Genomic DNA, 26,026 nt, shown 5'->3' on the forward strand with positions numbered 1-26,026 from the left:
GCTCGGTGCTGATGCCCCAAGAACCTGCAGAGCCCACGGACCGGTCCGCCGTGCGCTCCCTCCTGCGGCTGTGGCCCTATGTCAGACCGGTGCGTGCGCGCTGGTTCAGCGCGGCGCTCGTGGCGATGCTCGCTTCGTGTCTCGCGCTGGTGTTCCCACTGGTCCTGAAGTGGATGGTGGACGGGCCCGTCGCGGACCGCGATCCCGGCGGGGTGTGGCTGGGGGCACTCTGGCTGCTGCTCCTGGGGGTCGTCGAGGCGGGACTGTTCGGGCTGCGGCGGTGGCTGGTGGCCCGGCCGCTGGCCGGTGTCGAGGCGTCGATGCGCGCCGACCTCTACCGTCATCTGCAACGGCTCCCGGTGGCCTTCCACGACCGCTGGCCCTCGGGCCAGCTGCTCTCGCGCGGGACCACGGATCTGATGCTGCTGCGGATGTTCCTGGCCTTCCCGCTGACGTTCCTGCTGGTCAACGGCACGACGATTCTGGTCGGTTTCGTCATCCTGTTCGCCCAGGAGTGGTCGCTGGGACTGGTGCTGCTCGCTCCGGCGGTCCCGCTGATGATCCTGTGCTCGGTCTTCGAGACGAAGTACTCCCTGGTGGCGCGCAAGGCCCAGGACCAGGTCGGCGATCTGACGACGGTCGTCGAGGAGAGCGTGCTGGGCATCCGCATCGTCAAGGGTTTCGGACGTAACCGCAGCCAGGCGCTGGCCTTCCGCGCGCTCGCGCGGCGGCTGCGCACCACGGAGCTGGGCAAGGCCCGGCTCCTCGCGGGGATCTGGGCGCTCATCACCGCCATTCCGGAGCTGGCGATCGGTGCCGCGCTGGTGCTCGGGACGATCGAGGTCGCGGACGGCGGCCTGTCGGCGGGCACACTCGTGGCGTTCCTCTCGACGGCCCTGGCGCTGCGCTGGCCGGTCGAGTCGATCGGCTTCCTGCTGGCGATGAGCCAGGAGTCGGCGACGGCCGCCGACCGCTACTTCGAGGTCATGGACGTCGCGGAGGAGCCGGAGCCCGAGGTGTCGGAGAAACCGGCCGGGGCGGCCGGTCAGGGCATCGTCTTCGACGGGGTGGAGTTCCGCTACCCCGACGCCGATCCCGGCTCACCGCCCGTCCTGGCCCGGATCGACCTGCGGATCAGGCCCGGCGAGACGATGGCCCTGGTGGGGGCCACGGGTTCCGGGAAGACGACACTGACCGCTCTCGTCCCCCGGTTGCACGAGGCCACCGGCGGCCGGATCCTGCTGGACGGCGAGGACGTCGCCACCATGGAGCGGTCCCGGCTGCGCGAGCTGGTGTCGGTCGCCTTCGAGGAACCCACCCTCTTCTCGGCGACCGTCGGGGAGAACGTGCTGATGGGCGCGGAGGGCGCGAGTGAACGGGAGCTGCGCCGGGCCCTGTCGGTGGCGCAGGCCGACTTCGTGCACGACCTGCCGCAGGGCCTCGACACACAGGTCGGCGAGCAGGGGCTGAGCCTCTCCGGCGGTCAGCGGCAGCGTCTTGCCCTGGCCCGCGCCGTGGTCGGCGGGCCGCGCTTCCTGGTGCTCGACGATCCGCTGTCCGCCCTGGACGTGCACACGGAGACGCTGGTGGAGGCCGCGCTGCGGCGTGTGCTGGCGGAGACGACGGCCGTGGTCGTCGCCCACCGGCCGTCCACGGTGATGCTGGCGGACCGGGTGGCGCTGCTGTCCGAGGGCCGGATCAGCGCGGTGGGCACCCATCAGGAACTCCTGCGCACCAATGCGGAGTACGCCTGGCTGATGTCCGGCGCCCGTGAGACCGACGCACTCGTCCCCGAGGAGGGCAGCACCCGATGACCAGTACGACTGCCGACGGCCCCGCCCTCACCGACGAGGACCTGCCCGGGGAGGAGTCCGGCCGGGCGCCGGGCGGCGGGGACCCCTTCGACGCCGACGCGCTGCCCACACCTCCCGGTGCCACCCGGGCGCTGCTGATCTCCCTGCTCGTACCGCTGAAGGCCAGGGTGGTCGTCGCCTCCCTCCTGCTGCTCGTCCAGCAGGTCGCCGTGCAGGCGGGGCCGCTGCTCGTGGCGTACGCCATCGACAGCGGTGTGCCCGCGTTCCGCGACCACGACTACGGTCCGCTGGCCGCCGTGGGCGTCGGGTACGCGGTGTGCTCGGTCGGGGCGGGGCTGCTGCAGTACGCCTTCATCCGGGCGGCCGCCCGGATCAACCAGGACGTGCTGCTCGATCTGCGCGGGCGGATCTTCCGCCACGCGCAGGCGCTGAGTGTGGACTTCCACGAGCGCTACACCTCGGGCCGGCTGATCTCCCGCTCGACCACCGATGTGGAGTCCCTGCGGGAGCTGCTGAGCGAGGGTCTGCAGGAGCTCATCGGGGTGGTCCTGTCGTTCGTGTCGATCTCCCTGATGCTGCTCTGGCTGGACTTCGGTATCGGCGCCATCGCCGTGGCCTCCTTCGTCCCCCTGTACCTGCTGGTGCGGAACTACCGGCGCCGGGCGTCCAAGGCGTACTCGGCGCGCTCCTCGGCGATCGCCGAGGTCATCGTGAAGTTCGCCGAGACGATGAACGGGATCCGTCCCGTGCAGGCGTTCCGCAGGGAGCGCGCCAACGACGCGGACTTCGCGGTGTCCAACCGCCGTCACGAGCGGAGGAACGGCGACGCCCTGCTGGAGATGGCCCGCTACGTCGTCGGCTCCCGGCTCGTCGCCAACACCGCGGTGGCGGCGATGGTGCTGTGGGGCGCGTACCGGGTGGCCTCGGGCACGCTGGAGCTCGGTGTGCTGGCGGCGGCGGTGCTGTACCTGCGGCGGCTGTACGACCCCATCGACCGGCTCGCGATGTTCCTCAACTCCTACCAGTCGGCGGCTGCTTCGCTGGAGAAGATCGCGGGACTGCTCGCCCAGACGCCCACCGTGCCCGAGCCGGAGGCGCCGAAGGTGTTGCCGGCCCTCGCCGGTGAGCATCCGGGCCGGGAGGTCACGTTCGACGGGGTGCGCTTCGCCTACCGCACGGGGGGCGAGGTCCTGCCGCGCTTCGCCCTGCGGATCCCGGCGGGCCAGACCGTGGCCGTGGTCGGCTCGACGGGTGCGGGCAAGTCGACGCTGGCCAAGCTGCTGGCCCGCTTCTACGACCCGACGGAGGGCCGGGTCCTGCTGGACGGCACCGATCTGCGGGACCTGGCGACGGCGGAGCTGCGCAAGGGTGTGGTGATGGTGACCCAGGAGGCGTTCCTGTTCTCCGGGACGATCGCCGAGAACATCGCGATCGGCCGCCCGGAGGCGACGCCCGAGGAGATCGAGCACGCCGCCAAGGCCATCGGGGCGCACGACTTCATCAGCGCCCTGCCCGACGGGTACGACACGGATGTCCGTAAGCGGGGCGGCCGGATCTCGGCCGGACAGCGTCAGCTGGTCGCCTTCGCACGGGCGTTGCTCGCGGACCCGGCGGTGCTGATCCTCGACGAGGCGACGAGCTCACTGGACGTCCCGGGCGAGCGGGCGGTGCAGCGGGCGATGGACACGGTGCTGCACGGGCGTACGGCCGTCGTCATCGCCCACCGTCTCTCCACGGTCGAGATCGCCGACCGGGTCCTGGTGATGGAGCACGGCCGGATCGTGGAGGACGGCGCACCGGCCGAACTCATCGGCGGCACGGGCCGGTTCGCGGGCCTGCACCGGGCGTGGCGGGAGAGCCTGGCCTGAGGGGCCGGCCCCGACCGCCGCTCCGGTGCCCGTGGCGGATCCGGCCATACCTGTGCGCCGTCTCAGCACGTGGTCCGCTCCACTTCGCCTCGCGTGGCACGGATGCGGCGGCTACCTAGGGAAACCCCTCTCTACCCTGCGCCGTACGGCAGATGACGGTCCGGGCAACACCCCGCGCCACAGGAATGACACACGGCGAAACGTCCGCTTAACGAACACGAGCCTTCCGGCAACGGACGGATTCCGGCCAATGTGTTGACGCGGTCCTGACACACCCCTGTTCCGGCTGGCACTCTTCCCCCGTTCCACGCACCGCCTGCTCTGCCCGGCCCGCCCACCCGGCCGGCCGGCGCCCCCTCGCAGAAGGAGTCCGCGTGAGATCCACGCCCAGCCGTCGTACCAGCGCGACCGGCGCTCTGATAGCCGCAGCAGCCCTCGTCGTCGGAATCCAGGGCGGTGCCGCCACGGCCGCCCCCGAGAGCGCGACCGCGGCCCCCGCCGCGGCGGTGAAGGGCGCCGACCCCGGCGCGCTCCCCGCGAAGCTCTCCCCCGCCCAGCGCGCCGAACTGCTCCGCGAGGCCAACTCCACCAAGGCCGCCACCGCCGAAAAACTCGGGCTCGGGGCCACGGAGAAGCTCGTGGTCCGCGATGTCGTCAAGGACGTCGACGGCACCACCCACACCCGTTACGAGCGCACGCTCGACGGCCTCCCCGTCCTCGGCGGCGACCTGGTCGTGTCCGCGTCGGCGGCCGGCAGGACCGAGGGCGTGACCAAGGCGTCCAAGGCGACCGGCGCGCAGCTGAAGGCGGCCGGCACCACGGCGGACGTCGCACCGGCCACCGCCGAGAAGCAGGCGCTCGCCGCGGCCAGGGCCGACGGCTCGAAGAGCACCGAGGCGTCGAAGGCCCCGCGCAAGGTCGTCTGGGCGGCGAACGGCACTCCGCAGCTCGCGTACGAGACCGTGGTCGGCGGCCTCCAGCACGACGGCACCCCGAACGAGCTGCACGTGATCACGGACGCCTCCTCCGGCGCCAAGCTCTACGAGTGGCAGGCCATCGTCAACGGCACGGGCAACACGCAGTACAACGGGCAGGTGACGCTGGGGACCTCGGGTTCCTCCGGCTCGTACAACCTGACCGACAGCGCGCGCGGCAACCACAAGACGTACAACCTGAACCGCGGTACGTCCGGCACCGGGACCCTGTTCTCGGGCGCCGACGACGTCTGGGGCAACGGCAGCGCCTCGAACGCAGAGACAGCCGCCGCCGACGCGCACTACGGGGCGGCGGAGACCTGGGACTTCTTCAAGAACGTCATGGGCCGCAGCGGCATCAAGGGCGACGGCGTCGGCGCGTACTCCCGCGTCCACTACGGCAACAACTACGTCAACGCCTTCTGGTCCGACAGCTGCTTCTGCATGACGTACGGCGACGGCAGCGGCAACGTCAAGCCGTTGACCTCGCTCGACGTCGCGGCCCACGAGATGAGCCACGGCATCACCTCCAACACCGCGGGTCTCGTCTACAGCGGTGAGTCGGGCGGCCTCAACGAGGCGACCTCGGACATCTTCGCGGCGGGCGTCGAGTTCTACTCGGACACCGCCGAGGACCCGGGCGACTACATGGTCGGCGAGAAGATCGACATCAACGGCGACGGCACGCCGCTGCGTTACATGGACAAGCCGAGCAAGGACGGAGCGTCCAAGGACTCCTGGTACTCGGGCATCGGCTCGGTCGACGTCCACTACTCCTCGGGACCGGCGAACCACTTCTTCTACCTGCTCTCCGAGGGCAGCGGCGCCAAGACGGTCAACGGGGTGGCCTACGACTCCCCGACGTCCGACGGCCTGCCGGTGACCGGTATCGGCCGGGACAAGGCGCTGCAGATCTGGTTCAAGGCGCTCACCACGAAGTTCACCTCCACCACGAACTACGCCGCGGCCCGCACCGGCACCCTCGCCGTCGCCGGTGAGCTGTACGGCACGACGAGCGCCGAGTACACCGCGGTCGCCAACGCCTGGGCGGGCATCGCCGTGGGCTCCCGCCCCGGCGGCGGCACCGACCCCGACCCGGGCGGCACGGTCTTCCAGAACACGGCGGCCAAGGCCATCGCCGACCGGAGCACCACGAACGTCCCGGTCGTCGTCAGCGGCGTCACCGGCAACGCGCCCAGCGACCTGGCGGTGGCCGTCGACATCAGCCACACCTACCGCGGTGACCTCGTCCTCGACCTGGTCGCCCCGGACGGGACGGCGTACCGCCTGAAGAACTCCTCGTCGAGCGACTCCGCCGACAACGTGGTGGCGACCTACACGGTCAACGCCTCTTCCGAGGTGGCGAACGGCACCTGGAACCTCAGGGTCCAGGACGCCTACTCGGGTGACACCGGCACCTTCAACAGCGTCAAGCTCACCTTCTGAGCCCGCTGGGCCTCCGGCGCCGAGGGCGGTGACCGGAAGCCCGACGGCCCGGGGGAGCACGCTCCCCCGGGCCGTCGCGCGACCGGCCGGATCCGCGTTCAGTCCGGTATGTTCTGTTCGGCCCAGACGACCTTGCCGGTCGCCGTGCGGCACGAACCCCACCTGCGGCACAGCAGGTTGATGAGCTGCAGCCCCCGGCCGCCCTCGTCGCTGACGTCCGCGTGCTGGATCTGCGGCAGATCGGGCCCGGTGTCGGCGAGCTCCACCTGGAGCCTCTCGTCGTACAGCAGCCGGAGGCGGCCCGGACCGCCGCCGTAGCGCAGGGCGTTGCCGACCAGCTCGCTGACGACCAGCTCCGTCACATCCGCGAGCTCGTCGAGGCCCCACCGGGTGAGCTGCTCGGTGACCAGCTTGCGGGCCGTGGAGGCGGGGTTGCCCTCGGCGGGGAGGTCCCACTCCCGCAGCTTCATGTCGGACGGCGGCTCGTGGCCCCCGGCGACCAGCAGCACGGCCTCGTCGAAGCGACCGTCGTCCCGCCGCGGGGAGGTGAGCGGACCTCCGGCGTCGAGCTGCTCGGGCGGCATCGCTGCCACGGTCCGGCGCAACCCCTCCAGCTGTACGTCCACGTCGTCGGTCCTGGTCTTGATCAGCCCGTCGGTGTAGAGCACCAGCCGGCCGCCCGCCGGGCCGCGCAGCCGCAGCGGGTCGTACGGGATGACCCCGGCGCCCAGCGGCGCGCCGACCGGCACGTCGAGGTAGCGGGCGGCGCCGCCGGCGTCCACCAGCAGCGGCGGGGGATGGCCGGCGCTGGCGATGGTGTAGCTGGAGTCCACCGGGTCGTAGACCGCGCACAGGCAGGTGGCGACCTGGTCGTCCTCCAGGTCGCGGGTGGCCAGGTCCAGCCGGGCGAGCACCCGGTCGGGCGCGATGTCCAGCATCATGAGCGTCCGGGCGACGGCCCGGAGCCGGCCCATCGTGGCGGCGGCGGGCAGGCCGTGGCCGGTGACGTCGCCCACGACCAGCGCCGTACGTCCGCTGGGCAGCGCCACCACGTCGTACCAGTCGCCGCCCACCCCGTGCGCGTCGACGGCGGGGGCGTAGTGGGCGTGTACCCGCAGGCCCGGGGTGTGGGGGGTGGCGCGCGGGAGCAGGGAGCGCTGCAGCGAGACGACGTGCTCGCGCTCGCGCCCGTAGAGCCGGGCGTTGTCGATGAACACGGCTGCCATGGAGCCGAGTTGACCCGCGAGATCGAGGTCGGCGCGGTTGAAGGGCGGGCTGTTCCCGGCACGTACGAAGTCGGCGGATCCCAGCAGTACCCCGCGGGCGATCAGCGGAACGGCCATGTAGCTGTGGACGCCCTGGCGCCGCATGGCTTCGGCAGCGCTGCGGGTGGGCGTGACGCGCTCGAAGTCCTCCGGTGTCATCCGGCTGACCAGCACGGGCCGGCCGTTGCGCAGGCACTCGGTGGTCAGCAGCGTCTCGTGGCGCTCCCGGTGGTCGACGACCTGGCCCACGGGTGAGGGTTCGAGCTCGTTCAGGGCGTCGATGGCATGGACCGCCATCGCCCGGGTGACCGGGACCGCCGTACCGGTGACCCGCTCGCCCTCCTCACCGCGCAGCACGGACTCCAGCACATCGACGGCGGCACCGTCGGCCAGTCGCGGGACGCTGTACCGGGCCAGCTCCTCGGTGGTGCGCACCAGGTCGAGGGTCGTGCCGATCCGGGTGCTCGCGGAGTGCAGCCACCGCATCCGGGCCGCGGTGGTGAAGCGTTCGCCCCGCGGCGGGACGGACTCCGGCCGGCGGATGCGCAGCGGCCGGGTGGTGCCGTTCCGCGCGGCCAGCCGACGGCTCAGGCGTCTCGCTCGGCCTCCGCCGCCGTTCACCGTGCTGACCTCCACTCGCGCCCCGCGGGACGCCTCGCTGTCACGTCGGTGGCTGCTGGGCCGCACACCGGCACGGCTGTCATGGTAGACCGACCGGCACAGCGGTGGGCCGGGCGCCGCACACGCGCCCGGCCCGCCGTCGTGCCTCCCTGTCAGCGCAGGAGCACTCCGCCGCCGTCACCCGTGGCGGCGTTCGGCACCGCGATCAGGCCGAGTTCCGCACCCGAGGCGAGCCGGGGGTGCGACGGCAGGACGCGCACGGTGTAGCCGTAGGGTCCCGTGCGGTCGAGGGCGAGCGGCCCCTCGTACAGCCAGCGGTCCTCCAGGTCGTGGCCGCCGGCCGGCTTCAGCGGGAACGTCTGGGCCTCCGCGATCGCGTCCCCCGAGTCGACCCGCCCGGCGACCGCCTGCACCTCGACGTCCTCCGGGTCGAGACCGCCCAGGGTGATCCGGACCCGGAGCGCCAGGGTGGACCCCAGCTCGGCGGAACCGCCGACGACGGTGTCGACGGAGGCCTCCACATGGTCGACCGCCACCCCCGGCCAGGCCGCACGGACCCTGGCCTTCCAGGAGGCGAGCTCGCGGGCGGCCGCGGGCTCCAGCGACCTGCGGGAGAGCGCCGCGGGGGCGTAGAGCCTTTCGACGTACTCCCGGACCATGCGGCCCGCCAGGACCTTGGGACCGAGGGTGACCAGGGTGCGGCGGACCATCTCGATCCACCGTTCGGGCAGGTCCTCGGCGTTGCGGTCGTAGAAGCGGGGGGCGACCCGGTCCTCGATCAGCGCGTAGAGGGCGTTGGCCTCCAGCTCGTCGCGCCGCTCCTCGTCGGTGCCGGAGCCGTCGGCGGTGGGGATCGCCCAGCCGAAGTCGGGCTCGAACCACTCGTCCCACCATCCGTCGCGGACGGAGAGGTTGAGGCAGCCGTTGAGCGCCGCCTTCATTCCGCTGGTGCCGCAGGCCTCCAGGGGGCGCAGCGGGTTGTTCAGCCAGACGTCGCAGCCCGGGTAGAGCTTCTGCGCCATCCCCATGCCGTAGTCCGGCAGGAAGACGATGCGATGGCGGACGCGCGGGTCGTCCGAGAAGCGGACCAGTTCCTGGACCAGCCGCTTGCCGCCGTCGTCGGCGGGGTGGGCCTTGCCCGCGACGACGATCTGGATCGGGTGAGTCGGGTGGAGCAGCAGCTCCCGCAGCCGGTCGCGGTCGTGCAGCATCAGCGTGAGGCGCTTGTACGAGGGCACCCGGCGGGCGAAGCCGATGGTCAGCACGTCCGGGTCGAGGACACCGTCGATCCAGCCGAGTTCGGCGGTGCCCGCGCCGCGCCTGCGCCAGGAGGCGTAGAGGCGTTTGCGTACCTCGGTGACGAGCTGCTCGCGCAGTCCCCGGCGCAGGTCCCAGATCTCACGGTCCGGGACGGCGGTCACGGCGTCCCAGCGCCTCGGGGCGCCCGCCGCTCCACCGTCGGCGCCCGAGCCGTGGCCGACGTCGGCTCCGGCGAGGGCGTTCCGCGTGCGTTCGGATCCGAAGACGCCGGCGCCGAGCCGCAGGACCTCGGGGGCGACCCAGGTCGGGGCGTGCACGCCGTTGGTGACCGAGGTGATCGGCACCTCGGAGGAGTCGAATCCCGGCCACAGCCCGGAGAACATCTCCCGGCTGACCTCCCCGTGCAGGGTCGAGACCCCGTTGGCCCGCTGGGCGAGCCGCAGCCCCATCACCGCCATGTTGAAGAGGTCGGGCTCGCCACCGGGGTAGGTCTCCATCCCGAGGCGCAGGATCCGGTCCACGCCGACCCCGGGCAGCTCGCCGTCGTCACCGAAGTAACGGGCGACGAGCTGTCGCTCGAACCGGTCTATCCCGGCGGGCACCGGGGTGTGCGTGGTGAAGACGGTGCCGGCGCGTACGACCTCCAGCGCGGCGTCGAAGTCCAGGCCCGTCCCGGAGAGTTCCCGGATGCGTTCCAGTCCGAGGAATCCCGCGTGGCCCTCGTTGGTGTGGAACACCTCGGGATCCGCGTGCCCGGTCAGCCGGCAGTAGGTGCGCACGGCGCGCACCCCGCCGATGCCGAGCAGCATCTCCTGCAGGAGCCGGTGGTCACTGCCGCCGCCGTAGAGCCGGTCGGTGACGTCACGCTCGCCGGGTGCGTTCTCCTCGACGTCGGAGTCCAGGAGCAGCAGGGGGACACGCCCGACCAGGGCCTGCCAGACGGAGGCGTGGAGCGAGCGGCCGCCGGGCAGGGCGAGCACGATCCTGCTGGGTGTGCCGTCCGCCTCCCGGAGGAGGGTGAGCGGCAGCTCGTTGGGGTCGAGGACGGGGTAGTGCTCCTGCTGCCAGCCGTCCCGGGAGAGGCTCTGCCGGAAGTAGCCGTGCCGGTAGAGCAGGCCGACCCCGATGAGCGGTACGCCCAGGTCGCTGGCAGCCTTCAGGTGGTCACCGGCCAGGATGCCGAGCCCGCCCGAATACTGGGGCAGGGCGGCGGTGACGCCGAATTCGGGTGAGAAGTAGGCGATGGCGGCGGGGAGCTCCGCGCCCTGGGTGAGCTGCTCCTGGTACCACCTCGGGCCGCCGAGGTACTCCCGGAGGTCCTCGGACACCTCGGTGAGTCGGCGCAGGAACTGCTGGTCCCCGGCCAGCTCGGCGAGGCGCGCGGCGGAGACGGCGCCGAGCAGGCGCACGGGGTCGGCGTCCGCGGGCCGCCAGCCCTCCGGGTCGGCGGCCTGGAAGAGCTGTCGGGTCTCGGTGTGCCAGGACCAGCGCAGGTTGCGGGCGAGGTCGCTGAGCGGTCGCAGGGGTTCGGGGAGGACGGGACGCACGGTGAATCGACGAATGGCCTTCACGTATCCCACCTTTACAGGGGACGTACGGATCCGAGGGGACGCACGACGGTGGGCGCCCTCTCCGTCACCCTCGACGGTAGCGGCGCGCCGCCGGACGCGGACACGGCGCGCGACCGGCTCAGTGGGTCCGCTCCGGCGCGGCCCGCCCGCCCCGGCCCCGTGCGCTGCACCGGGCGTGCCCTCCCTCTGCCACCTCCCGCGCCACACCGGTCACCGGGGCCCGGACGGTCCCTCAGGACCCAGCCGCCTCATGGGCCAGATGCGTCAGTTACGTCCCCTTCTGTCACGGGCGATATGGCTGATTTCCCCACCTCGTTCGGACTTGTGGCACCCGGCACCACAGGGAAGGCTGCGGAGGTGCCCGCGTGGTGGCCGGGGGACCGGCGCGCGGCCCACAGCGTGTGCACCGGGTGCACCGGTTGCACCCAGGAGTTGACACACCGCCGGGTTGGCCGCCCGAAAACGGTGGGAAGGCTCCCCCGGTGACGATCCGGTCCGCCCGTCGCGGACCGGGCCGTCACTCCCGCGCTGCACATCCCAGGTGCCCCGGTCCGAGCACGAACCGCCCGCGCACCTGCCATTCGAGTGCCATTCGAGTGAACGCGGACAGGAGCGGCCATGCCCACAGCCCGCCAGCCGACGACCGAGCAGCTACAAAGGACGCAACCCCACCATCGCGGCGCGCGCGGTCAGCCCCTCACGCCCACGTCGCGCGCCGTGCATGCCGAGCTCCGACCCCCAGGTGATTCCATGATCGGTCGCATTCCCGTCCTGGACGTCCGTCCGCTCGTCGACTGCGGCAGACGGCCCGCCAAAGCCGTCGCGGGCGAGACCTTCCAGGTCAGTGCCACGGTGTTCCGCGAGGGCCACGACGCCGTGGCCGCCGATGTCGTCCTGCGCGACCCGAACGGGCGGCCGGGCCCCTGGACGCCGATGCGCGAGCTCGCCCCGGGGACGGACCGGTGGGGCGCCGACGTCACACCGGAGTCCGAGGGGCACTGGACGTACGCCGTCGAGGCGTGGAGCGATCCGGTCACCACCTGGCGCACCCATGCGCAGATCAAGATCCCGGCGGGTATCGACGTCGCGCTGGTCCTCGACGAGGGGGCCGAGCTGTACGCCCGCGCCGCCGAGGGCGTACCGAAGAAGGACGGGCGTGAGGCGGTGCTGGCCGCCGTCGACGCGCTGCGTGACACGGAACGCCCGGCGGCTGCCCGGCTCGCGGCCGCGTTCACCGCCGAGGTGGACGATGCCCTCCGCCGCCACCCCCTGCGCGAGCTGGTCACGACGTCCAGGCCGCTTCCGCTGACGGTGGAGCGCCGACGCGCCCTGTACGGCTCCTGGTACGAGCTGTTCCCGCGTTCCGAGGGCGCGCGGGAGGAGGCGGCGACGCCCTCGAAGCCGGCCCGGAAGCCCCGGGCCACGAAGACCGCGAAGACGGCGGCCGCCCGGAAGACGGCTCCGGCCGCGGTCTCCTCGGAGCTGCCCCTGCCCGCGCCGAGGATGGTCAGCGGCACGTTCCGCACCGCCGCCGAGCGGCTTCCCGCCGTCGCCGCGATGGGCTTCGACGTCGTCTACCTCCCGCCGATCCACCCCATCGGCACCACCCACCGCAAGGGCCCCAACAACAGCCTCACCCCCGGGGACGGCGACCCCGGCGTGCCCTGGGCGATCGGTTCGGCCGAGGGCGGCCACGACGCCGTCCATCCGGATCTCGGCACGATCGAGGACTTCGACCACTTCGTCGCGACGGCCCGCACGCTCCGGATGGAGATCGCGCTGGACTTCGCCCTCCAGTGTTCGCCGGACCACCCCTGGGTGACGGAGCATCCGGAGTGGTTCCACCACCGCCCGGACGGGACCATCGCCTACGCCGAGAACCCGCCGAAGAAGTACCAGGACATCTATCCGATCGCGTTCGACACGGACATGCCCGGGATCGTCACGGAGACCGTCCGCATCCTGCGGTTCTGGATGGAGCACGGCGTACGGATCTTCCGTGTCGACAATCCGCACACCAAGCCGGTCGTCTTCTGGGAGAAGGTGATCGCCGACATCAACCGCACCGACCCGGACGTCATCTTCCTGGCGGAGGCCTTCACCCGACCCGCGATGATGCGCACGCTGGGCGCGGTCGGCTTCCAGCAGTCGTACACGTACTTCACCTGGCGTAACACGAAGCAGGAACTCACCGAGTACGTCACCGAGCTCTCGGGCGAGAGTTCCTCGTACATGCGGCCCAATTTCTTCGTGAACACGCCCGACATTCTTCCCGGTCACCTCCAGGAGGGCGGCCGTCCCGCCTTCGCGAGCCGGGCCGTGCTGGCCGCGACGCTGTCCCCGTCCTGGGGCGTGTACGCGGGCTTCGAGCTGTACGAGAACACCCCGGTGCGTCCCGGGAGCGAGGAGTACCAGGATTCGGAGAAGTATCAGCTCAGGCCCAGGGACTGGGAGTCGGCGGAACGTGAGGGCCGCTCGCTCGCTCCCCTGATCACCTCTCTCAACCGGATCCGGCGTCGCCATCCGGCGCTCCAGCAACTGCGCGACGTCCACTTCCACCCGGTCGACAACGAGGCACTGATCGCCTACAGCAAGCGCTCCGGCCCGGACACCGTCCTGGTGGTCGTCAACCTCGACCCTCACCACACCCAGGAGGCCACGGTCTCGTTGGACATGCCGCGTCTCGGCCTCGACTGGCACGAGAGCGTGCCGGTGCGCGACGAGCTCACCGGCGCCACCTATCACTGGGGCAGGACCTTCTATGTGCGTCTGGAGCCGGGTACGGCACCGGCGCACATCGCGGCCCTGCGACCGTCCCCGCCGACCGGAGGGTCACCCACACCATGATCGTCAATGAGCCTGTCCACGACCTGTTCGAGGACACTCCCGCCAGGGACCGCGATCCCGACTGGTTCAAGCGCGCCGTCTTCTACGAGGTACTCGTGCGGTCCTTCCAGGACTCCAACGGGGACGGCGTAGGTGACCTCAAGGGCCTCACCGCCAAGCTGGACTATCTGCAGTGGCTGGGCGTCGACTGCCTGTGGCTGCCGCCGTTCTTCAAGTCACCGCTGCGCGACGGTGGTTACGACGTCTCCGACTACACCGCCGTGCTGCCCGAATTCGGCGACCTCGCCGACTTCGTGGAGTTCGTCGACGCCGCGCACCAGCGCGGCATGCGCGTGATCATCGACTTCGTCATGAACCACACTAGCGACCAGCACGACTGGTTCCAGCAGTCCCGCACGGACCCTGACGGGCCGTACGGCGACTACTACGTCTGGGCCGACGACGACAAGCAGTTCCCGGACGCCCGGATCATCTTCGTCGACACGGAGACGTCCAACTGGACCTTCGACCCGGTCCGCAAGCAGTACTACTGGCACCGGTTCTTCTCGCACCAGCCCGATCTCAACTACGAGAACCCGGCGGTGCAGGAGGAGATCATCTCGGCCCTGCGCTTCTGGCTGGACCTCGGCATCGACGGTTTCCGGGTCGACGCGGTTCCCTACCTCTACCAGCGCGAGGGCACCAACTGCGAGAACCTCCCCGAGACCCACGGCTTCCTCAAGCGGGTCCGCAAGGAGATCGACGCCAACTACCCGGACACCGTGCTGCTGGCCGAGGCCAACCAGTGGCCGGAGGACGTCGTCGACTACTTCGGCGACTACACGGCCGGCGGCGACGAGTGCCACATGGCGTTCCACTTCCCGGTGATGCCCCGGATCTTCATGGCCGTACGCCGCGAGAGCCGCTACCCGGTCTCGGAGATCCTGGCGAAGACCCCGGAGATCCCGTCGGGCTGCCAGTGGGGCATCTTCCTGCGCAACCACGACGAGCTCACGCTCGAGATGGTCACGGACGAAGAGCGCGACTACATGTACGCCGAGTACGCCAAGGATCCGCGGATGCGGGCCAACATCGGCATCCGGCGGCGTCTCGCGCCCCTCCTGGACAACGACCGCAACCAGATCGAGCTGTTCACGGCGCTGCTGCTGTCCCTGCCCGGCTCCCCGATCCTCTACTACGGGGACGAGATCGGGATGGGCGACAACATCTGGCTGGGCGACCGTGACGCCGTACGCACCCCGATGCAGTGGACTCCGGACCGCAACGCCGGGTTCTCGTCGAGCGACCCGGGCCGGCTCTACCTCCCCACGATCATGGACCCGGTCTACGGCTACCAGGTCACGAACGTCGAGGCGTCGATGGCCTCGCCGTCGTCGCTGCTGCACTGGACGCGGCGGATGATCGAGATCCGCAAGCAGAATCCGGCGTTCGGTCTCGGCTCGTACAGCGAACTGCCGTCGTCGAACCCGGCGGTGATCGCGTTCACCCGTGAGTACAAGGACGATCTGGTGATGTGCGTCCACAACTTCTCACGGTTCGCACAGCCGACCGAGCTCGATCTCCGCGCGTTCGACGGGCGTCATCCGGTGGAGCTGATCGGCGGGGTGCGCTTCCCGGCGGTCGGTCAGTGGCCCTACCTGCTGACACTCGCGGGACACGGTTTCTACTGGTTCCGGATGCGGAAGGACGCCCCGGCCGGCCTGCCGCCGGTGACGGCCGGCTGACGGCACCCGGCCTTGGCACGCCACCCGCGGGGCGGTTTCCGCCGCCCCGCACGGGGCACTCTCCCCCCATATCGAGCACTTCCGTGTACTTCCGTGCTCTTTATGGCTCATTGATCCACGCAGATCGAGCACAGATCGCGCATTGATCGAGTCCACACGGACATTTCCTCACCCGACACGTCCCGCACAGCCGGACAGCCATTGCCGCAATCCGGGACACTCTTCGCATCCTGTGGTGTGCCCGGGGAAAGGACGCGATGCCATGTCGGAGGCTGCATCCACTCGAGTCGCCCTGGCGAAGAGCACAACATCGAGAAAGACGACAAGACGACATCCGGCGAGCGCCATGGGCACCACGGCCCTGCTGGCGTCACTCGCGCCGCTGCTCCACGAGTGGGTGCCGAGGCAGCGGTGGTTCGCGGGCAAGGGGCAGCCGGTCACCGGCTTCTCCCTCGTCGCGGCCACCGAGATACTGCCACTGGACACCGCGGGCACGACCCCCGGCCTGCTGCACCTGCTCGTCCGGGTGCACCAGCCGAGCAGCCGCTCCGCGCCTGCCCAGGGGGACTGCTACCAGCTCCTCCTCGGCGTGCGCGGCACACTCCCCCCGCACCTGGCGGACGCCCGCATCGGCCAGGTCACCGAGGGGCCGCTGGCGGGCCGCACCCTGTACGAGGGGCTGCACGACCCGCGCGTCGCCGGCCTCCTGCTGGAACGATTCCGTAACCCCGGATCCCTCGGCCTCCTCCGCTTCGACCGGGCGGGGACGGTCCCCCCGGACCTCGCCCCGCGCCTCCTGGACACCGAGCAGTCGAACTCCTCGCTCGTCTACGGGGACGCCCTCATCCTGAAGATCTTCCGCCGGGTCTTCCCCGGCACCAACCCCGACCTCGAACTGCCGCTCGCGCTGGGCCGCGAGGGCTGCGGCCGGGTCCCCGCCCCGGTGGCCTGGTTCGAGGCGACGACCACCCCGGAGCCGCTCACGCTGGGGGTGCTGCAGCCGTTCCTGCGCGGCGCCGAGGACGGCTGGCAGCTCGCCCTGGCCGCGCTGGCCGCCGGGCGGGACTTCGTACCCGAGGCGCATGCGCTCGGCCGGGCGACCGCCGAGGTGCACACGGCCCTCGCCGCCGCGCTGCCGACGCCGCCCCTGGCCCACGACCGGACCAGGGACCTCGTGGCCGGGATGGTGGAGCGCCTGGAGGCCGCCGCCCAGGCCGTCCCCGTGCTCGCCCCGTACGTGCCGGGGCTGCGCACCGCCTTCGACGCCGTCGCGGCGCTCGGGGACACCGGTCGCGGCTGGGCTGCGCAGCGGGTCCACGGGGATCTGCACCTGGGCCAGACCCTGCGGGGCTCCGACGGCTTCTGGTCGCTGATCGACTTCGAGGGCGAGCCCGCCAAGCCGCTGCCCGAGCGCCGCGGTCCGCAGCCGACGGTGCGCGACGTCGCGGGGATGCTCCGGTCCTTCGACTACGCGGCGCGCTCGCACCATCCGTGGAACCCCGCATGGGCGGCCCACTGCCGTACCGCGTACTGCGAGGGCTACGCCGCCGCCGCGGGCTCCGACCCACGCTCCGAACCGGAGCTGCTGCGCGCTCATGAGACCGACAAGGCGGTGTACGAGGTGCTGTACGAGGCCCGGCACCGCCCCGACTGGCTACCGGTCCCGATGGCCGCCATCCAGCGCCTGGCGGCCACGCCCGCGTGACCCCCTTCCCACCACCCACCCCCCGCACCCCACGAGGAGGCTGTCTCTGTGACCGCCCGCAAGCCGTCCCGCAAGCCGTCCGAGCCCATCGAGGTCCCACCCGCGGCCAAGCCGGTGACCACCGAGGTCACCGCCCCGGCCGCGGCCCCCTCCCCCGCTCCTGCCGCTGCTCCTGCCGACGGGGGCGCGTCCTCGGAGACCGCTCCGCCGCCCGTCAAGCGTGCGCGGGCCAGGAAGACGACCGCCGCGGCCGCCAAGACCCCGCCCCGCCCCCGGCGCGGCGGGGGCAGCAAGAACGTGCTGCCCGCCCCCGCCCTGGACGACGCGGACCGGGGCCGGCTGCTCGCCGGTGAGCACCACGATCCGCACGGCGTCCTGGGCGCGCACCCGGCCTCGGGCGGCGTACTGTTCCGCGCGCTGCGCCCCTACGCGCGCTCGGTGGCGGTGCTGTCCGAGGGCAAGCGGTCCGAGTTGCAGAGCGACGGCGACGGCTTCTTCTCCGGCGTCCTGCCGCTGCCCGCCGTGCCCGACGGCTACCGCCTCCAGGTCGTCTACGACGACAACACGATCGAGGTGGAGGACCCGTACCGCTTCCTGCCCGCCATCGGCGAGCTCGACCTGCACCTGATCGGCGAGGGCCGGCACGAGGAGCTGTGGAAGGCACTCGGCTCCCGGCCGATGGAGCACCAGGGTGTCGCGGGGACCCGGTTCACCGTCTGGGCGCCGAACGCGCGGGGCGTGCGCGTGACGGGCGACTTCACCTACTGGGACGGCACGGCCCTCCCCATGCGTTCCCTCGGCTCCACCGGCGTGTGGGAGCTGTTCCTCCCCGGCGTCGGCGAGGGAGCGGTGTACAAGTACGACATCTGCCGCCCCGACGGCTCGCACACCCAGCGCGCCGACCCGATGGCCCGCTCCACCGAGATCCCGCCCGCGACCGCCTCGGTGGTCACCGCGTCGCACCACGTGTGGCAGGACGAGGACTGGATGGCCCACCGGGGCGAACGCCCCGTCCACGAGGCCCCGTTCTCGGTCTACGAGGTCCACCTGCCGTCCTGGCGCCCCGGCCTCAGCTACCGCCAGCTGGCCGCCCAGCTCCCCTCCTACGTACGGGAACTGGGCTTCACCCACGTGGAGCTGATGCCGGTCTCCGAGCACCCCTTCGGGGGCTCCTGGGGCTACCAGGTCACCGGCTTCTACGCGCCGACGTCCCGCATGGGCTCCCCGGACGACTTCCGCTTCCTGGTCGACGCGCTGCACGCGGCGGGCATCGGCGTCCTCATGGACTGGGTCCCGGCGCACTTCCCCCGCGACGACTGGGCGCTCGCCGAGTTCGACGGCCGGCCGCTGTACGAGCACTCCGACCCGAACCGGGCCGCGCACCCGGACTGGGGCACGCTGGAGTTCGACTACGGCCGCAAGGAGGTGCGTAACTTCCTGGTGTCCAACGCCACGTACTGGTGCGAGGAGTTCCACATCGACGGCCTGCGGGTCGACGCGGTGGCCTCCATGCTCTACCTCGACTACTCCCGCGAGGACGGACAGTGGTCGCCGAACGAGTTCGGGGGCCGGGAGAACCTGGACGCGGTCGCCTTCCTCCAGGAGATGAACGCGACGGTCTACCGGCGCAATCCCGGCGTGGTCACGATGGCGGAGGAGTCCACCGCCTGGGACGGCGTCACCCGCGCCACGGACCACGGCGGCCTCGGCTTCGGCCTGAAGTGGAACATGGGCTGGATGCACGACTCCCTCGTCTACATGTCCAAGGAGCCCGTCCACCGCAAGTACCACCACAACGAGATGACCTTCTCGATGGTGTACGCGTACAGCGAGAACTACGTGCTGCCGATCTCACACGACGAGGTGGTGCACGGCAAGCAGGCGCTGGTCACCAAGATGCCCGGCGACTGGTGGCAGCGTCGCGCGAACCACCGCGCGTACCTCGGCTACATGTGGGCCCACCCGGGCAAGCAACTCCTCTTCATGGGCCAGGAGTTCGCCCAGGGCGCCGAGTGGTCCGAGGGCCATGGACCGGACTGGTGGCTGCTGGACGAGACGTACGAGGCCTCCGGCGACCACCGGGGCGTACGCAATCTGGTGACAGACCTCAACGGCGTGTACAACGCACTGCCCGCACTCTGGCAGCGGGACACCGTGCCGGAAGGTTTCAGCTGGATCGACGGCGGCGCCGCCGAGGACAACGCGTTCGCGTTCGTCCGGTACGACGCGGACGGGTCGCCGCTGATCGCCGTCTCGCACTTCGCGCCGGTCGTGCGGAACGACTACCGCATCGGCGTACCCGACGGCCCCGACGCCTGGGTCGAGGTCATCAACACGGACGCGGCCCGCTACGGCGGCAGCGACGTGCGCAACGCCGAGCCGCTGAAGCCGGAGGCCGTACCGGCGCACGGCAGGGACACCAGCATCACGCTGACGCTCCCACCGCTGGCGACGGTCTGGCTGCGACCGGCCTGACGGCGACGAGGAACAGACGGCGCACCCGGACGGAACCGGGTGCGCCGCACCACGCCCGTGGTGATGAGAAGGGGACGTCCGTGACGCCCCTGCGAGCGCGTGCGGCCTGCCCTACTTGAACGTGTACGAGCAGGGCTTGCCCGGGTCCTTCTTGGTGTCGACCACCGTCTTGCCGTCGAAGACGATCGAACACGTCGCCCGGGGGGCGTATGTACCGTCGGCCGTCATCATGTGGCCGGGCGCAGCGATCACCAGCCGGCCGACCTCCTGCTCGGCGCCTCGCGCCGCGATGGTGGCCGTCTTCGACCAGGGCAGGGTCACCTTCGGGGTCTCGGACTCGTCGAGGGTGTACATGACGATGCCCGTGCCCTCACCCTCGATCTTGATGGTGACCTCGTGCGAGGGGCCCTCGGAGACGCCGCTGCCGCCGGATTCCTCCGACTTCTCGGCCTGCGGACTCGCGGAACTCGCCGCCTTGCTGGTGTCGGCGGGCTTCTCCTCGCCACCACCGCAGCCCGTCAGCAGAGCGGCCGCCAGAACGCAGGCCGTCGCGGTGAGTGTCTTGCGCATGCACTTCCCCCATGATTCGGTCTCCCCGGCACGCTCTTCGCGCCCCGGGTCCAGGAAGAGCCTAGTCAGCCGCACCGACAGCCCCGGCCCGACGGCCGGTGGCCGTCGTTGGGAAAGTACGGACGCATATCCGCCTCGTATGTCCGGTATAGGTGTCCGTTATCTCCCAATGACCAGGGCCATGACCTTCGTGCACGGGGGTTACCTCCTCGTTGCCACCGACTGCCCCTGCGACCGGTACGGACACGGGCGGTCCACCTCCTCGACCAGGGGCTCGGGACGTACGGCGCGGACCTGCCCGCACCAACGTCCGTCGGTACGGAGGGGTTCTCCGCACACTGATGCGACCGGACGGTCACGCCGTCAGAGGCGTCGCCCCCTTCCTGACCCCCCGCGTTCAGCGAGGCGACATGGGCCGGAGGGCACGCGCGGCACGAGGTGCGTGATGCCCGTTTCCCGGCGCCGGCACCCTATCGGGGACGCACGTGCACCGGTCGGCCCGGTCGTCCCTCCCAGGACGGCGGGGCCCCTGGCCGGCCGTCCGCGGCTCGTGCCAGGGATTGCCACGGCGGGGCCAGCAGGTCCCGGACCAGCGTGTCGACGTAGCCGATCTGCTCCTGGTCCAGGTAGTCCCTGTACCCGCCGACGACACCGCGCCGCGTCTTGTACGACTCCGGGTCGCCGGGGACGGCCGGCCGCAGTTTCTCCGAGCGCAGTGTGTCGTCGCGTTCCATGGCCCGCATCGCGTCGAACCCGGCGTACTCCGCCGCCGCCCGCAGCGTCGCCGGGTCCGTGGCTCCGGGCAGGCCACAGAAGTCCAGGATGCGGGCGAGCTCGCCGGTGGTGTCCGCGCTCAGACGCTCGTAGGAGGAGAGCAGGAAGGCGGCCGGTGTGTGCTGCCGGCTCTGCCAGATGTTCCAGAACTCCAGACAGGTGCGTACGCTGCCGACGTCCTCGGAGAGGAATTCGCCGAGGGTTCCGGTGAAGGGATTTCCCTCCCGCCGCGTCCGTTGGAAATAGTGGGACACGGCGACGTCCCGGATGTCCCGGACCAGGAGGACGACCTTGCGGTCCCGGTAGAATTCCTTGTCCGAGGACAATTCGCCCGGCGCGCGCCAGGCCACCCGGTCGTCGTGCCAGAAGACGATCCGGGGTACAGCGGGGTCGGCTGCGGTGAAATGCGTCAGGTCAAGGTCCCTGCACAGCTCCATCGGAAGCCGGTGGGCCTCCGAGATCGCGCGGGCCAGCAGGACGCGCAGCCAGGTGCGGCCGCATTTGGGGAACGAGATCACATAGACCTCGCCGTCGGCATCGGCGGTCGGTGAACTCCGTTGTACCGGGCCTGCGTTGTCAGGTGTCACAGCTCGGCATTGTTCCCGGCCCCCCGATCGGTGACAACAGGGCTTCGGCGGCGGGGAGGGCCCGGGTGCGCCGTCGCCGGGCCCGGCCCCCTTCTTTCCTGTGCGCGCCGCGACAGCGCCCGTGGTGACGATCAGGCCAGGTTCAGCCAGTGAGATGAGCGGGATCCTGGCGTCATCGCCGTCGGTGCTTTCCTCACCCGTGCCCCCTGTCCCACCCATCACGGGGAGCGGTGCTTCCCGGACGTATTCCGGCGGTTTTCCGCGCTTCGGCGCGGAGGACAGGAAGTTCGGGCGATGGCGCTTTTGCGACGGCTTCTCGAATACCTGTCCTTCGACGTGGTGTCCATTGGGTAACTCCTTGTCCGACCGGCGGCGAGTGCCGTCCGTTCGTCACGGATGAACCCATCGAAGGAGACCCCATGGAGCAGCCGGAGATCGAGCAGGTCACCGAGGAACTTCCGGAGTTCGGCCTGATGATCGACATCCCCAGCGAGGACTGAGGCGCTCGGCCTCTCCGCGTGACAGCACCTGGGTGCGTGGCGGTCCGTCCGCCACGCACCTCCGCGACCGAAGGACGACGGAGGCCGGAACGTGCTTGTGACCCCTGACGCCGTGGCCGCCCGCCGCGCCGAGGACGCCCTCTGGCGCGCGACCGACGCCGTGCTGCGCAGGTCGAGGGCCGGCGAGGGCGTGCCGCCCCGGCACCCGGCCCGCAAGGCAGCCGCTCACCGGGGCGGCACGGAAACGCCGCCCCCGGCCCCGGCAGGCGGGGATCCGGCAGCTGTCCCCCTGCCCCGTACGGCCGTCGGCCGCTGGGCGGTCGACCTCGCCGGCCCTGCGCCCCACCTCCACGCGGCGGTCGGGCGGGCGCTCGCCTCGATCCCGCCGGGCCGGGAGACCACGACGGGCGCGGAGGGACCGGGCGCCGCCGTCCGGGCGTGGGAAACCGGGCAGGTCGCCGTACTGGCCGAGACCGCCGAGCGGCTGGGCCGGATATGGCCCGCGATGCTGGCCGAACTGGAGGAGGGAGTACGGCAGATCGTCCTGCTGGGCGGGCGGGCCATCGACGGATTCACCGACTTCACCACCCACGGCGCCGTGTTCGTGAACGCGTCCCGGCTGGCCACGGGGCGCACCGGCCTGCCCGGCTGGGTCCGGCTGGCCGACGCCCTGGTCCACGAGGGCACCCACACCCGGTGCAACGCCGCCGCCTTCAGCACCCCGTTCCTCGTGCCCGCCACGGGGCCCGGCCCCTCCGTCATGACTCCGCTGCGGCCGGACCCCCGGCCGCTGACCGGGCTCTTCCAGCAGACGGTCGTCCTGGTCCGTCAGACGGTCCTGTACCGGCTGGTCCACCGGGGGACGCCGCTGTCGGACGCGCAGCGGGAGGCCGTGGCCGAGCGAAGGGACCGGCTGATGGAGAAGGCGTTCCAGGGCGTCGACACGCTCGGCCGCCACCGTGCCGCCCTCACCCCGGCGGGTGAGGCCGTGCGCGCCGAGGCGGCCGGGCTGCTGGCGGCGGAGGCCGCGCGGGACGAGGCGTGTACAGGGCGGCTGTCGGGAGGCCGTGCGTGAGTGTCTCCGCACCGACGGCCTGGGCCCCGGAGGTCTTCGCCCCGTGGCCGCACACCCCCGGTGCGCTGCTGGCCCGCGTCGCCGCGCGGTCTCCGGCCTTCGACGCCACCGGCGCCGGGGGCGGTGCCTCCGTCCTGATCGGCAGTGCCGCGGGCGCGGTCGCCTCCGACGTCGGACGGCGGGCTCGCGGCGAACTGATGGAACGCATGGGCAACGTGCTCGCCGGACGGGCCGCTGAAGCCGAGGCCGAGGCCGGCCGCGCACAGCCGCCGTCGGCAGGGGGCGGGCGGGTCCGGACCGGCGACTGGTTCGCGCTGCGCCGCGACGGCGTCCCCGCCGCCGATCCCGACACCGTTCCTCCCGTGGGCGCGTACGACGGGACCGCCGCGCGCCAGGTGCGGCAGCTCTGGTGCCGGGGCCGGGCGACGGGGTCCGGTGAGGACGTCTGGGTACCGGCGGGGGCCGCGTTCCTCCATCACCGCCCGCCGCCCGGCTGTGCGGCCACCCATCGGGCCGGATCGACCGGCGTCGCCGCGCACCGGGGCCCCGACGAGGCGGCCGGGCACGCCGCCTGGGAGATCCTGGAGCGCGATCTGGTGCGCCGCAGCTGGTGCGACCCGCTCCGCCACCCGCCCGTACCGTTCGACGCCGGAGGCGCGCTGCCGCCCGGGGCGGGCGAACTGTGCTCCCTGCTCGACCGCGAGGGCCTGGTGGCCACCGCGCTCGCGCTCCCCGCTCCGGCGGGTGCCGCGGCTGTCGCCGTCTGTGTGCACGAGCCGGATCGCACGCGCCAGACGTACGGAGCCCGCTGCGGCCCCGCACACGATCTTCCGACATCGGTGGCACGGGCCTGCTGGGAGGCGCTGATGGTCCGCTGGAGCATGACCACGCCGGTCGCCGTCCGCGCCTGGGACCACCTGTCGCGCACCGGCGTCCCGCGCACCGGGCTGGACCACGCGCTGTGGACGTATCACGCCCAGGACGCGCTGACGCACTGGGCAGGGCCCGCCACCGCCCTCCGCGACCCCCCTCCCCCGGTCTCACGGCCCTCCCGAGAGCCGGATCCGGTCGCTCTGCTGGCCGGGTACACCGGGCGCGACGTCATCGCCGTCGACCGCTGCGCGGGCCCTCCGGCCGACGAGGGCCTGACCGTCGTCCGGCTGATCGCACCGGGGGCGTCGCCCCTTCCGGCCCGTCCCGTACCCGGCGTGCCTCCTCACCCGTTCGGCTGACCACCCCGGCAGGGCAGGTGCGGAACGCACCGCCACGCCCCCGGCCGGCCACGACGACCGCTCCTCGCCCCTGCCCACGCCCGCCCCCGGGAGGACCTCATGTCCGCGCTCCCCCACGACACGTCGGCACGACCGTCGTACGCCTCGCTGTTCGCCGACCGCTACGACGACTGGTTCGCCGCGTCGACCACCGACTCCACCGTCGGCTTCCTGGCGGCCCTCGCCAAGGAGGGCCCACCCGGCCCCCTGCTCGAACTGGGCAGCGGCACCGGCCGGGTGGCCCTGCCGCTGACCGCGCTGGGCCTGACCGTCGAAGGGCTCGACGCCTCCCCCGAGATGACCGCCCAACTGCACGCCAAGCCCGGCGGCGCCGCGATCAGGGTGGCGCTCGGCGACTTCTCCGCGCCCCCGGACCCCGCGGACACCGGGCGGTACGCGCTGGTCTACGCGGCCGGGGGCACCTTCGCCGAGCTCGACACCCAGGAGGCCCAGCGCCGCTGCCTCGCCTCGGCCGCCCGGCGGCTGCGGCCCGGCGGGCGGTTCGTGCTCGACGCGCATCTGCCCGAGGCGCTCGCCACCCAGGGCAGCGGCACCCAGCAGGTGGACACCCCCGGTGGGGGCTTCGTGCTCCGCACCCGTACGCTGCACCCCGCCCGCCAGCAGTACACCTCCGACTACGCGGTGCTCGACGACGGGCGGATGCACCACGTACGCGTCTCCTTCCGCTACTCCTCCCCCGGCGAACTCGACCTGCTGGCGGAACTGGCGGGCCTGCGGCTCGTACGGCGTACCGGCGGCTGGTCGGGACGGCCGCTGACCGACTCCTCCACCCATCACGTCTCCGTGTACGAGCTGCCCGCGTGACCGCCGCGAGCGCGTCACGCGACCCCGGGCGCTACATCGCGGACAACCACCGGCTCTGGCAGCAGTGGACTCCGCTCAAGGCCGCCTCCGCCGACTACGACCTCGACGGCTTCCGTGCCGGCGGCAACCGGATGCGACCGCTGGAGCGGGACGAGGTGGGCCCCGTCGACGGCAGGTCCCTGCTCCATCTGCAGTGCCACGTCGGCCTCGACACCCTGTCCTGGGCCCGGCTCGGCGCCCGCGTCACCGGGGTGGACTTCTCCTCCCGCGCCGTGGAGATCGCCACCGGTCTGGCCGCCGACGTCGCTCCGGACGCCCGCTTCGTCGAAGCCGACGTCCTCACCCTGCCGGGCGTCCTCACGGGCAGCTACGACATCGTCTACACGTCCAACGGAGTTCTGGGCTGGCTCCCCGACCTGCGCACCTGGGCCCGCGTCGTCGCGCACTTCCTGGCGCCCGGCGGCTTCCTCTACCTCTTCGAGTTCCACCCGTCCGCGTGGATGCTCGACACCTCCGTCGATACCCCCGAACTGCGCCTCCGCTACTCCTACTTCGGCGAGCCCACCCCGCTGTCCTTCGAGTACCGCAGTCCCACCTCCGTGCCCGAGGCCCGCATCCCGGACGTCGAGTACGTCTGGGGCCACACCATGGGCGATCTGATCACCGCCCTCGCCGACGCCGGGCTACGGGTGGACTTCCTGCACGAATGGCCCTTCGTGGGCTGGCGCCTGCTGCCGTTCATGGAACGGGACCCGGACGGCTGGTGGAGGCTGCCCGGCACGCTCCCGGCGATGCCCCTTTCGTTCTCGCTGCGCGCCTCCAGGCCCGCCGGCCCCGCCCTCCCATGACACCGC

Annotated in this window: 15 protein-coding genes; 11 read left to right on the forward strand and 4 right to left on the reverse strand. The window is 71.9% G+C overall.

The genetic code is table 11. The features are described 5' to 3' along the window. The first annotated feature begins 11 nt into the window (after nucleotides 1-11). The 3 genes from ABT001_RS11165 to ABT001_RS11175 all read left to right on the forward strand — a co-directional run bounded on the left by ABT001_RS11165 (nucleotide 12) and on the right by ABT001_RS11175 (nucleotide 6,102). Nucleotides 12-1,814: an ABC transporter ATP-binding protein gene (locus ABT001_RS11165; RefSeq protein WP_351275374.1), complete on the forward strand. Its 1,803-nt coding sequence runs from the start codon at nucleotides 12-14 to the stop codon at nucleotides 1,812-1,814. Continuing rightward, on the forward strand, nucleotides 1,811-3,682 hold the full coding sequence (locus ABT001_RS11170; RefSeq protein ID WP_351275376.1) for an ABC transporter ATP-binding protein: 1,872 nt from the start codon (nucleotides 1,811-1,813) through the stop codon (nucleotides 3,680-3,682). Before ABT001_RS11165 ends, ABT001_RS11170 begins: the two co-directional genes overlap by 4 nt. Before the next feature lie 374 nt (nucleotides 3,683-4,056). Then, nucleotides 4,057-6,102 carry a M4 family metallopeptidase gene (locus tag ABT001_RS11175; protein ID WP_351275378.1) on the forward strand — a complete coding sequence of 682 codons (2,046 nt, stop codon included), beginning with the start codon at nucleotides 4,057-4,059 and terminating at the stop codon, nucleotides 6,100-6,102. A gap of 98 nt (nucleotides 6,103-6,200) precedes the next feature. Here the strand turns inward: ABT001_RS11175 and ABT001_RS11180 are convergent, their stop codons facing one another. Both ABT001_RS11180 and glgP read right to left on the reverse strand, forming a co-directional pair. After that, entirely contained in the window at nucleotides 6,201-7,988 is a 1,788-nt protein-coding gene (locus tag ABT001_RS11180) for an ATP-binding SpoIIE family protein phosphatase (protein WP_351275380.1), read from the reverse strand. 152 nt (nucleotides 7,989-8,140) lie between these two features. Beyond that, nucleotides 8,141-10,819 (reverse strand): alpha-glucan family phosphorylase, encoded by a 2,679-nt coding sequence (glgP, locus tag ABT001_RS11185; RefSeq protein ID WP_351275382.1) that lies wholly within the window; start codon nucleotides 10,817-10,819, stop codon nucleotides 8,141-8,143. 750 nt (nucleotides 10,820-11,569) lie between these two features. Between glgP and ABT001_RS11190 the strand changes: the two genes are divergently transcribed. The 4 genes from ABT001_RS11190 (at nucleotide 11,570) to glgB (ending at nucleotide 19,570) form a co-directional block, all read left to right on the forward strand. After that, nucleotides 11,570-13,666, forward strand: coding sequence for an alpha-1,4-glucan--maltose-1-phosphate maltosyltransferase (locus ABT001_RS11190; RefSeq protein ID WP_351275384.1), 2,097 nt, complete (start codon nucleotides 11,570-11,572; stop codon nucleotides 13,664-13,666). Further along, nucleotides 13,663-15,390, forward strand: coding sequence for a maltose alpha-D-glucosyltransferase (treS, locus tag ABT001_RS11195; protein ID WP_351275386.1), 1,728 nt, complete (start codon nucleotides 13,663-13,665; stop codon nucleotides 15,388-15,390). Before ABT001_RS11190 ends, treS begins: the two co-directional genes overlap by 4 nt. Nucleotides 15,391-15,652: 262 nt before the next feature. After that, a complete protein-coding gene (locus ABT001_RS11200) occupies nucleotides 15,653-17,095 on the forward strand; it encodes a maltokinase N-terminal cap-like domain-containing protein (RefSeq protein WP_351275388.1) in 1,443 nt (480 codons plus the stop codon). Between the two features lie 48 nt (nucleotides 17,096-17,143). After that, nucleotides 17,144-19,570 carry a 1,4-alpha-glucan branching enzyme gene (gene glgB, locus ABT001_RS11205; protein WP_351275390.1) on the forward strand — a complete coding sequence of 809 codons (2,427 nt, stop codon included), beginning with the start codon at nucleotides 17,144-17,146 and terminating at the stop codon, nucleotides 19,568-19,570. Between the two features lie 111 nt (nucleotides 19,571-19,681). On the opposite strand, the gene ABT001_RS11210 is transcribed toward glgB, so the two are convergent. Beyond that, nucleotides 19,682-20,140, reverse strand: coding sequence for an ABC transporter substrate-binding protein (locus ABT001_RS11210; RefSeq protein ID WP_351275392.1), 459 nt, complete (start codon nucleotides 20,138-20,140; stop codon nucleotides 19,682-19,684). 470 nt (nucleotides 20,141-20,610) lie between these two features. Then, entirely contained in the window at nucleotides 20,611-21,501 is an 891-nt protein-coding gene (locus ABT001_RS11215) for a sulfotransferase domain-containing protein (RefSeq protein WP_351275394.1), read from the reverse strand. Between the two features lie 591 nt (nucleotides 21,502-22,092). On the opposite strand from ABT001_RS11215, the gene ABT001_RS11220 reads away from it, so the two are divergent. The 4 genes from ABT001_RS11220 (at nucleotide 22,093) to ABT001_RS11235 (ending at nucleotide 26,020) form a co-directional block, all read left to right on the forward strand. After that, nucleotides 22,093-23,076 carry an aKG-HExxH-type peptide beta-hydroxylase gene (locus tag ABT001_RS11220; protein WP_351275396.1) on the forward strand — a complete coding sequence of 328 codons (984 nt, stop codon included), beginning with the start codon at nucleotides 22,093-22,095 and terminating at the stop codon, nucleotides 23,074-23,076. After that, complete coding sequence (locus tag ABT001_RS11225) at nucleotides 23,073-24,308, forward strand: YcaO-like family protein (protein ID WP_351275398.1); 1,236 nt, start codon at nucleotides 23,073-23,075, stop codon at nucleotides 24,306-24,308. The genes ABT001_RS11220 and ABT001_RS11225 overlap by 4 nt, the downstream gene beginning before the upstream one ends. 99 nt (nucleotides 24,309-24,407) lie before the next feature. Next, the gene (locus ABT001_RS11230; RefSeq protein WP_351275400.1) at nucleotides 24,408-25,172 is read left to right on the forward strand and encodes a class I SAM-dependent DNA methyltransferase; all 765 of its coding nucleotides are present in this window, start codon (nucleotides 24,408-24,410) and stop codon (nucleotides 25,170-25,172) included. Continuing rightward, nucleotides 25,169-26,020 carry a class I SAM-dependent methyltransferase gene (locus ABT001_RS11235; protein ID WP_351275402.1) on the forward strand — a complete coding sequence of 284 codons (852 nt, stop codon included), beginning with the start codon at nucleotides 25,169-25,171 and terminating at the stop codon, nucleotides 26,018-26,020. Before ABT001_RS11230 ends, ABT001_RS11235 begins: the two co-directional genes overlap by 4 nt. Nucleotides 26,021-26,026 lie beyond the last annotated feature (6 nt).

The sequence above is a fragment of the Streptomyces sp. NPDC002793 genome, assembly GCF_040295485.1.
In the GTDB taxonomy this organism is placed as follows: domain Bacteria; phylum Actinomycetota; class Actinomycetes; order Streptomycetales; family Streptomycetaceae; genus Streptomyces.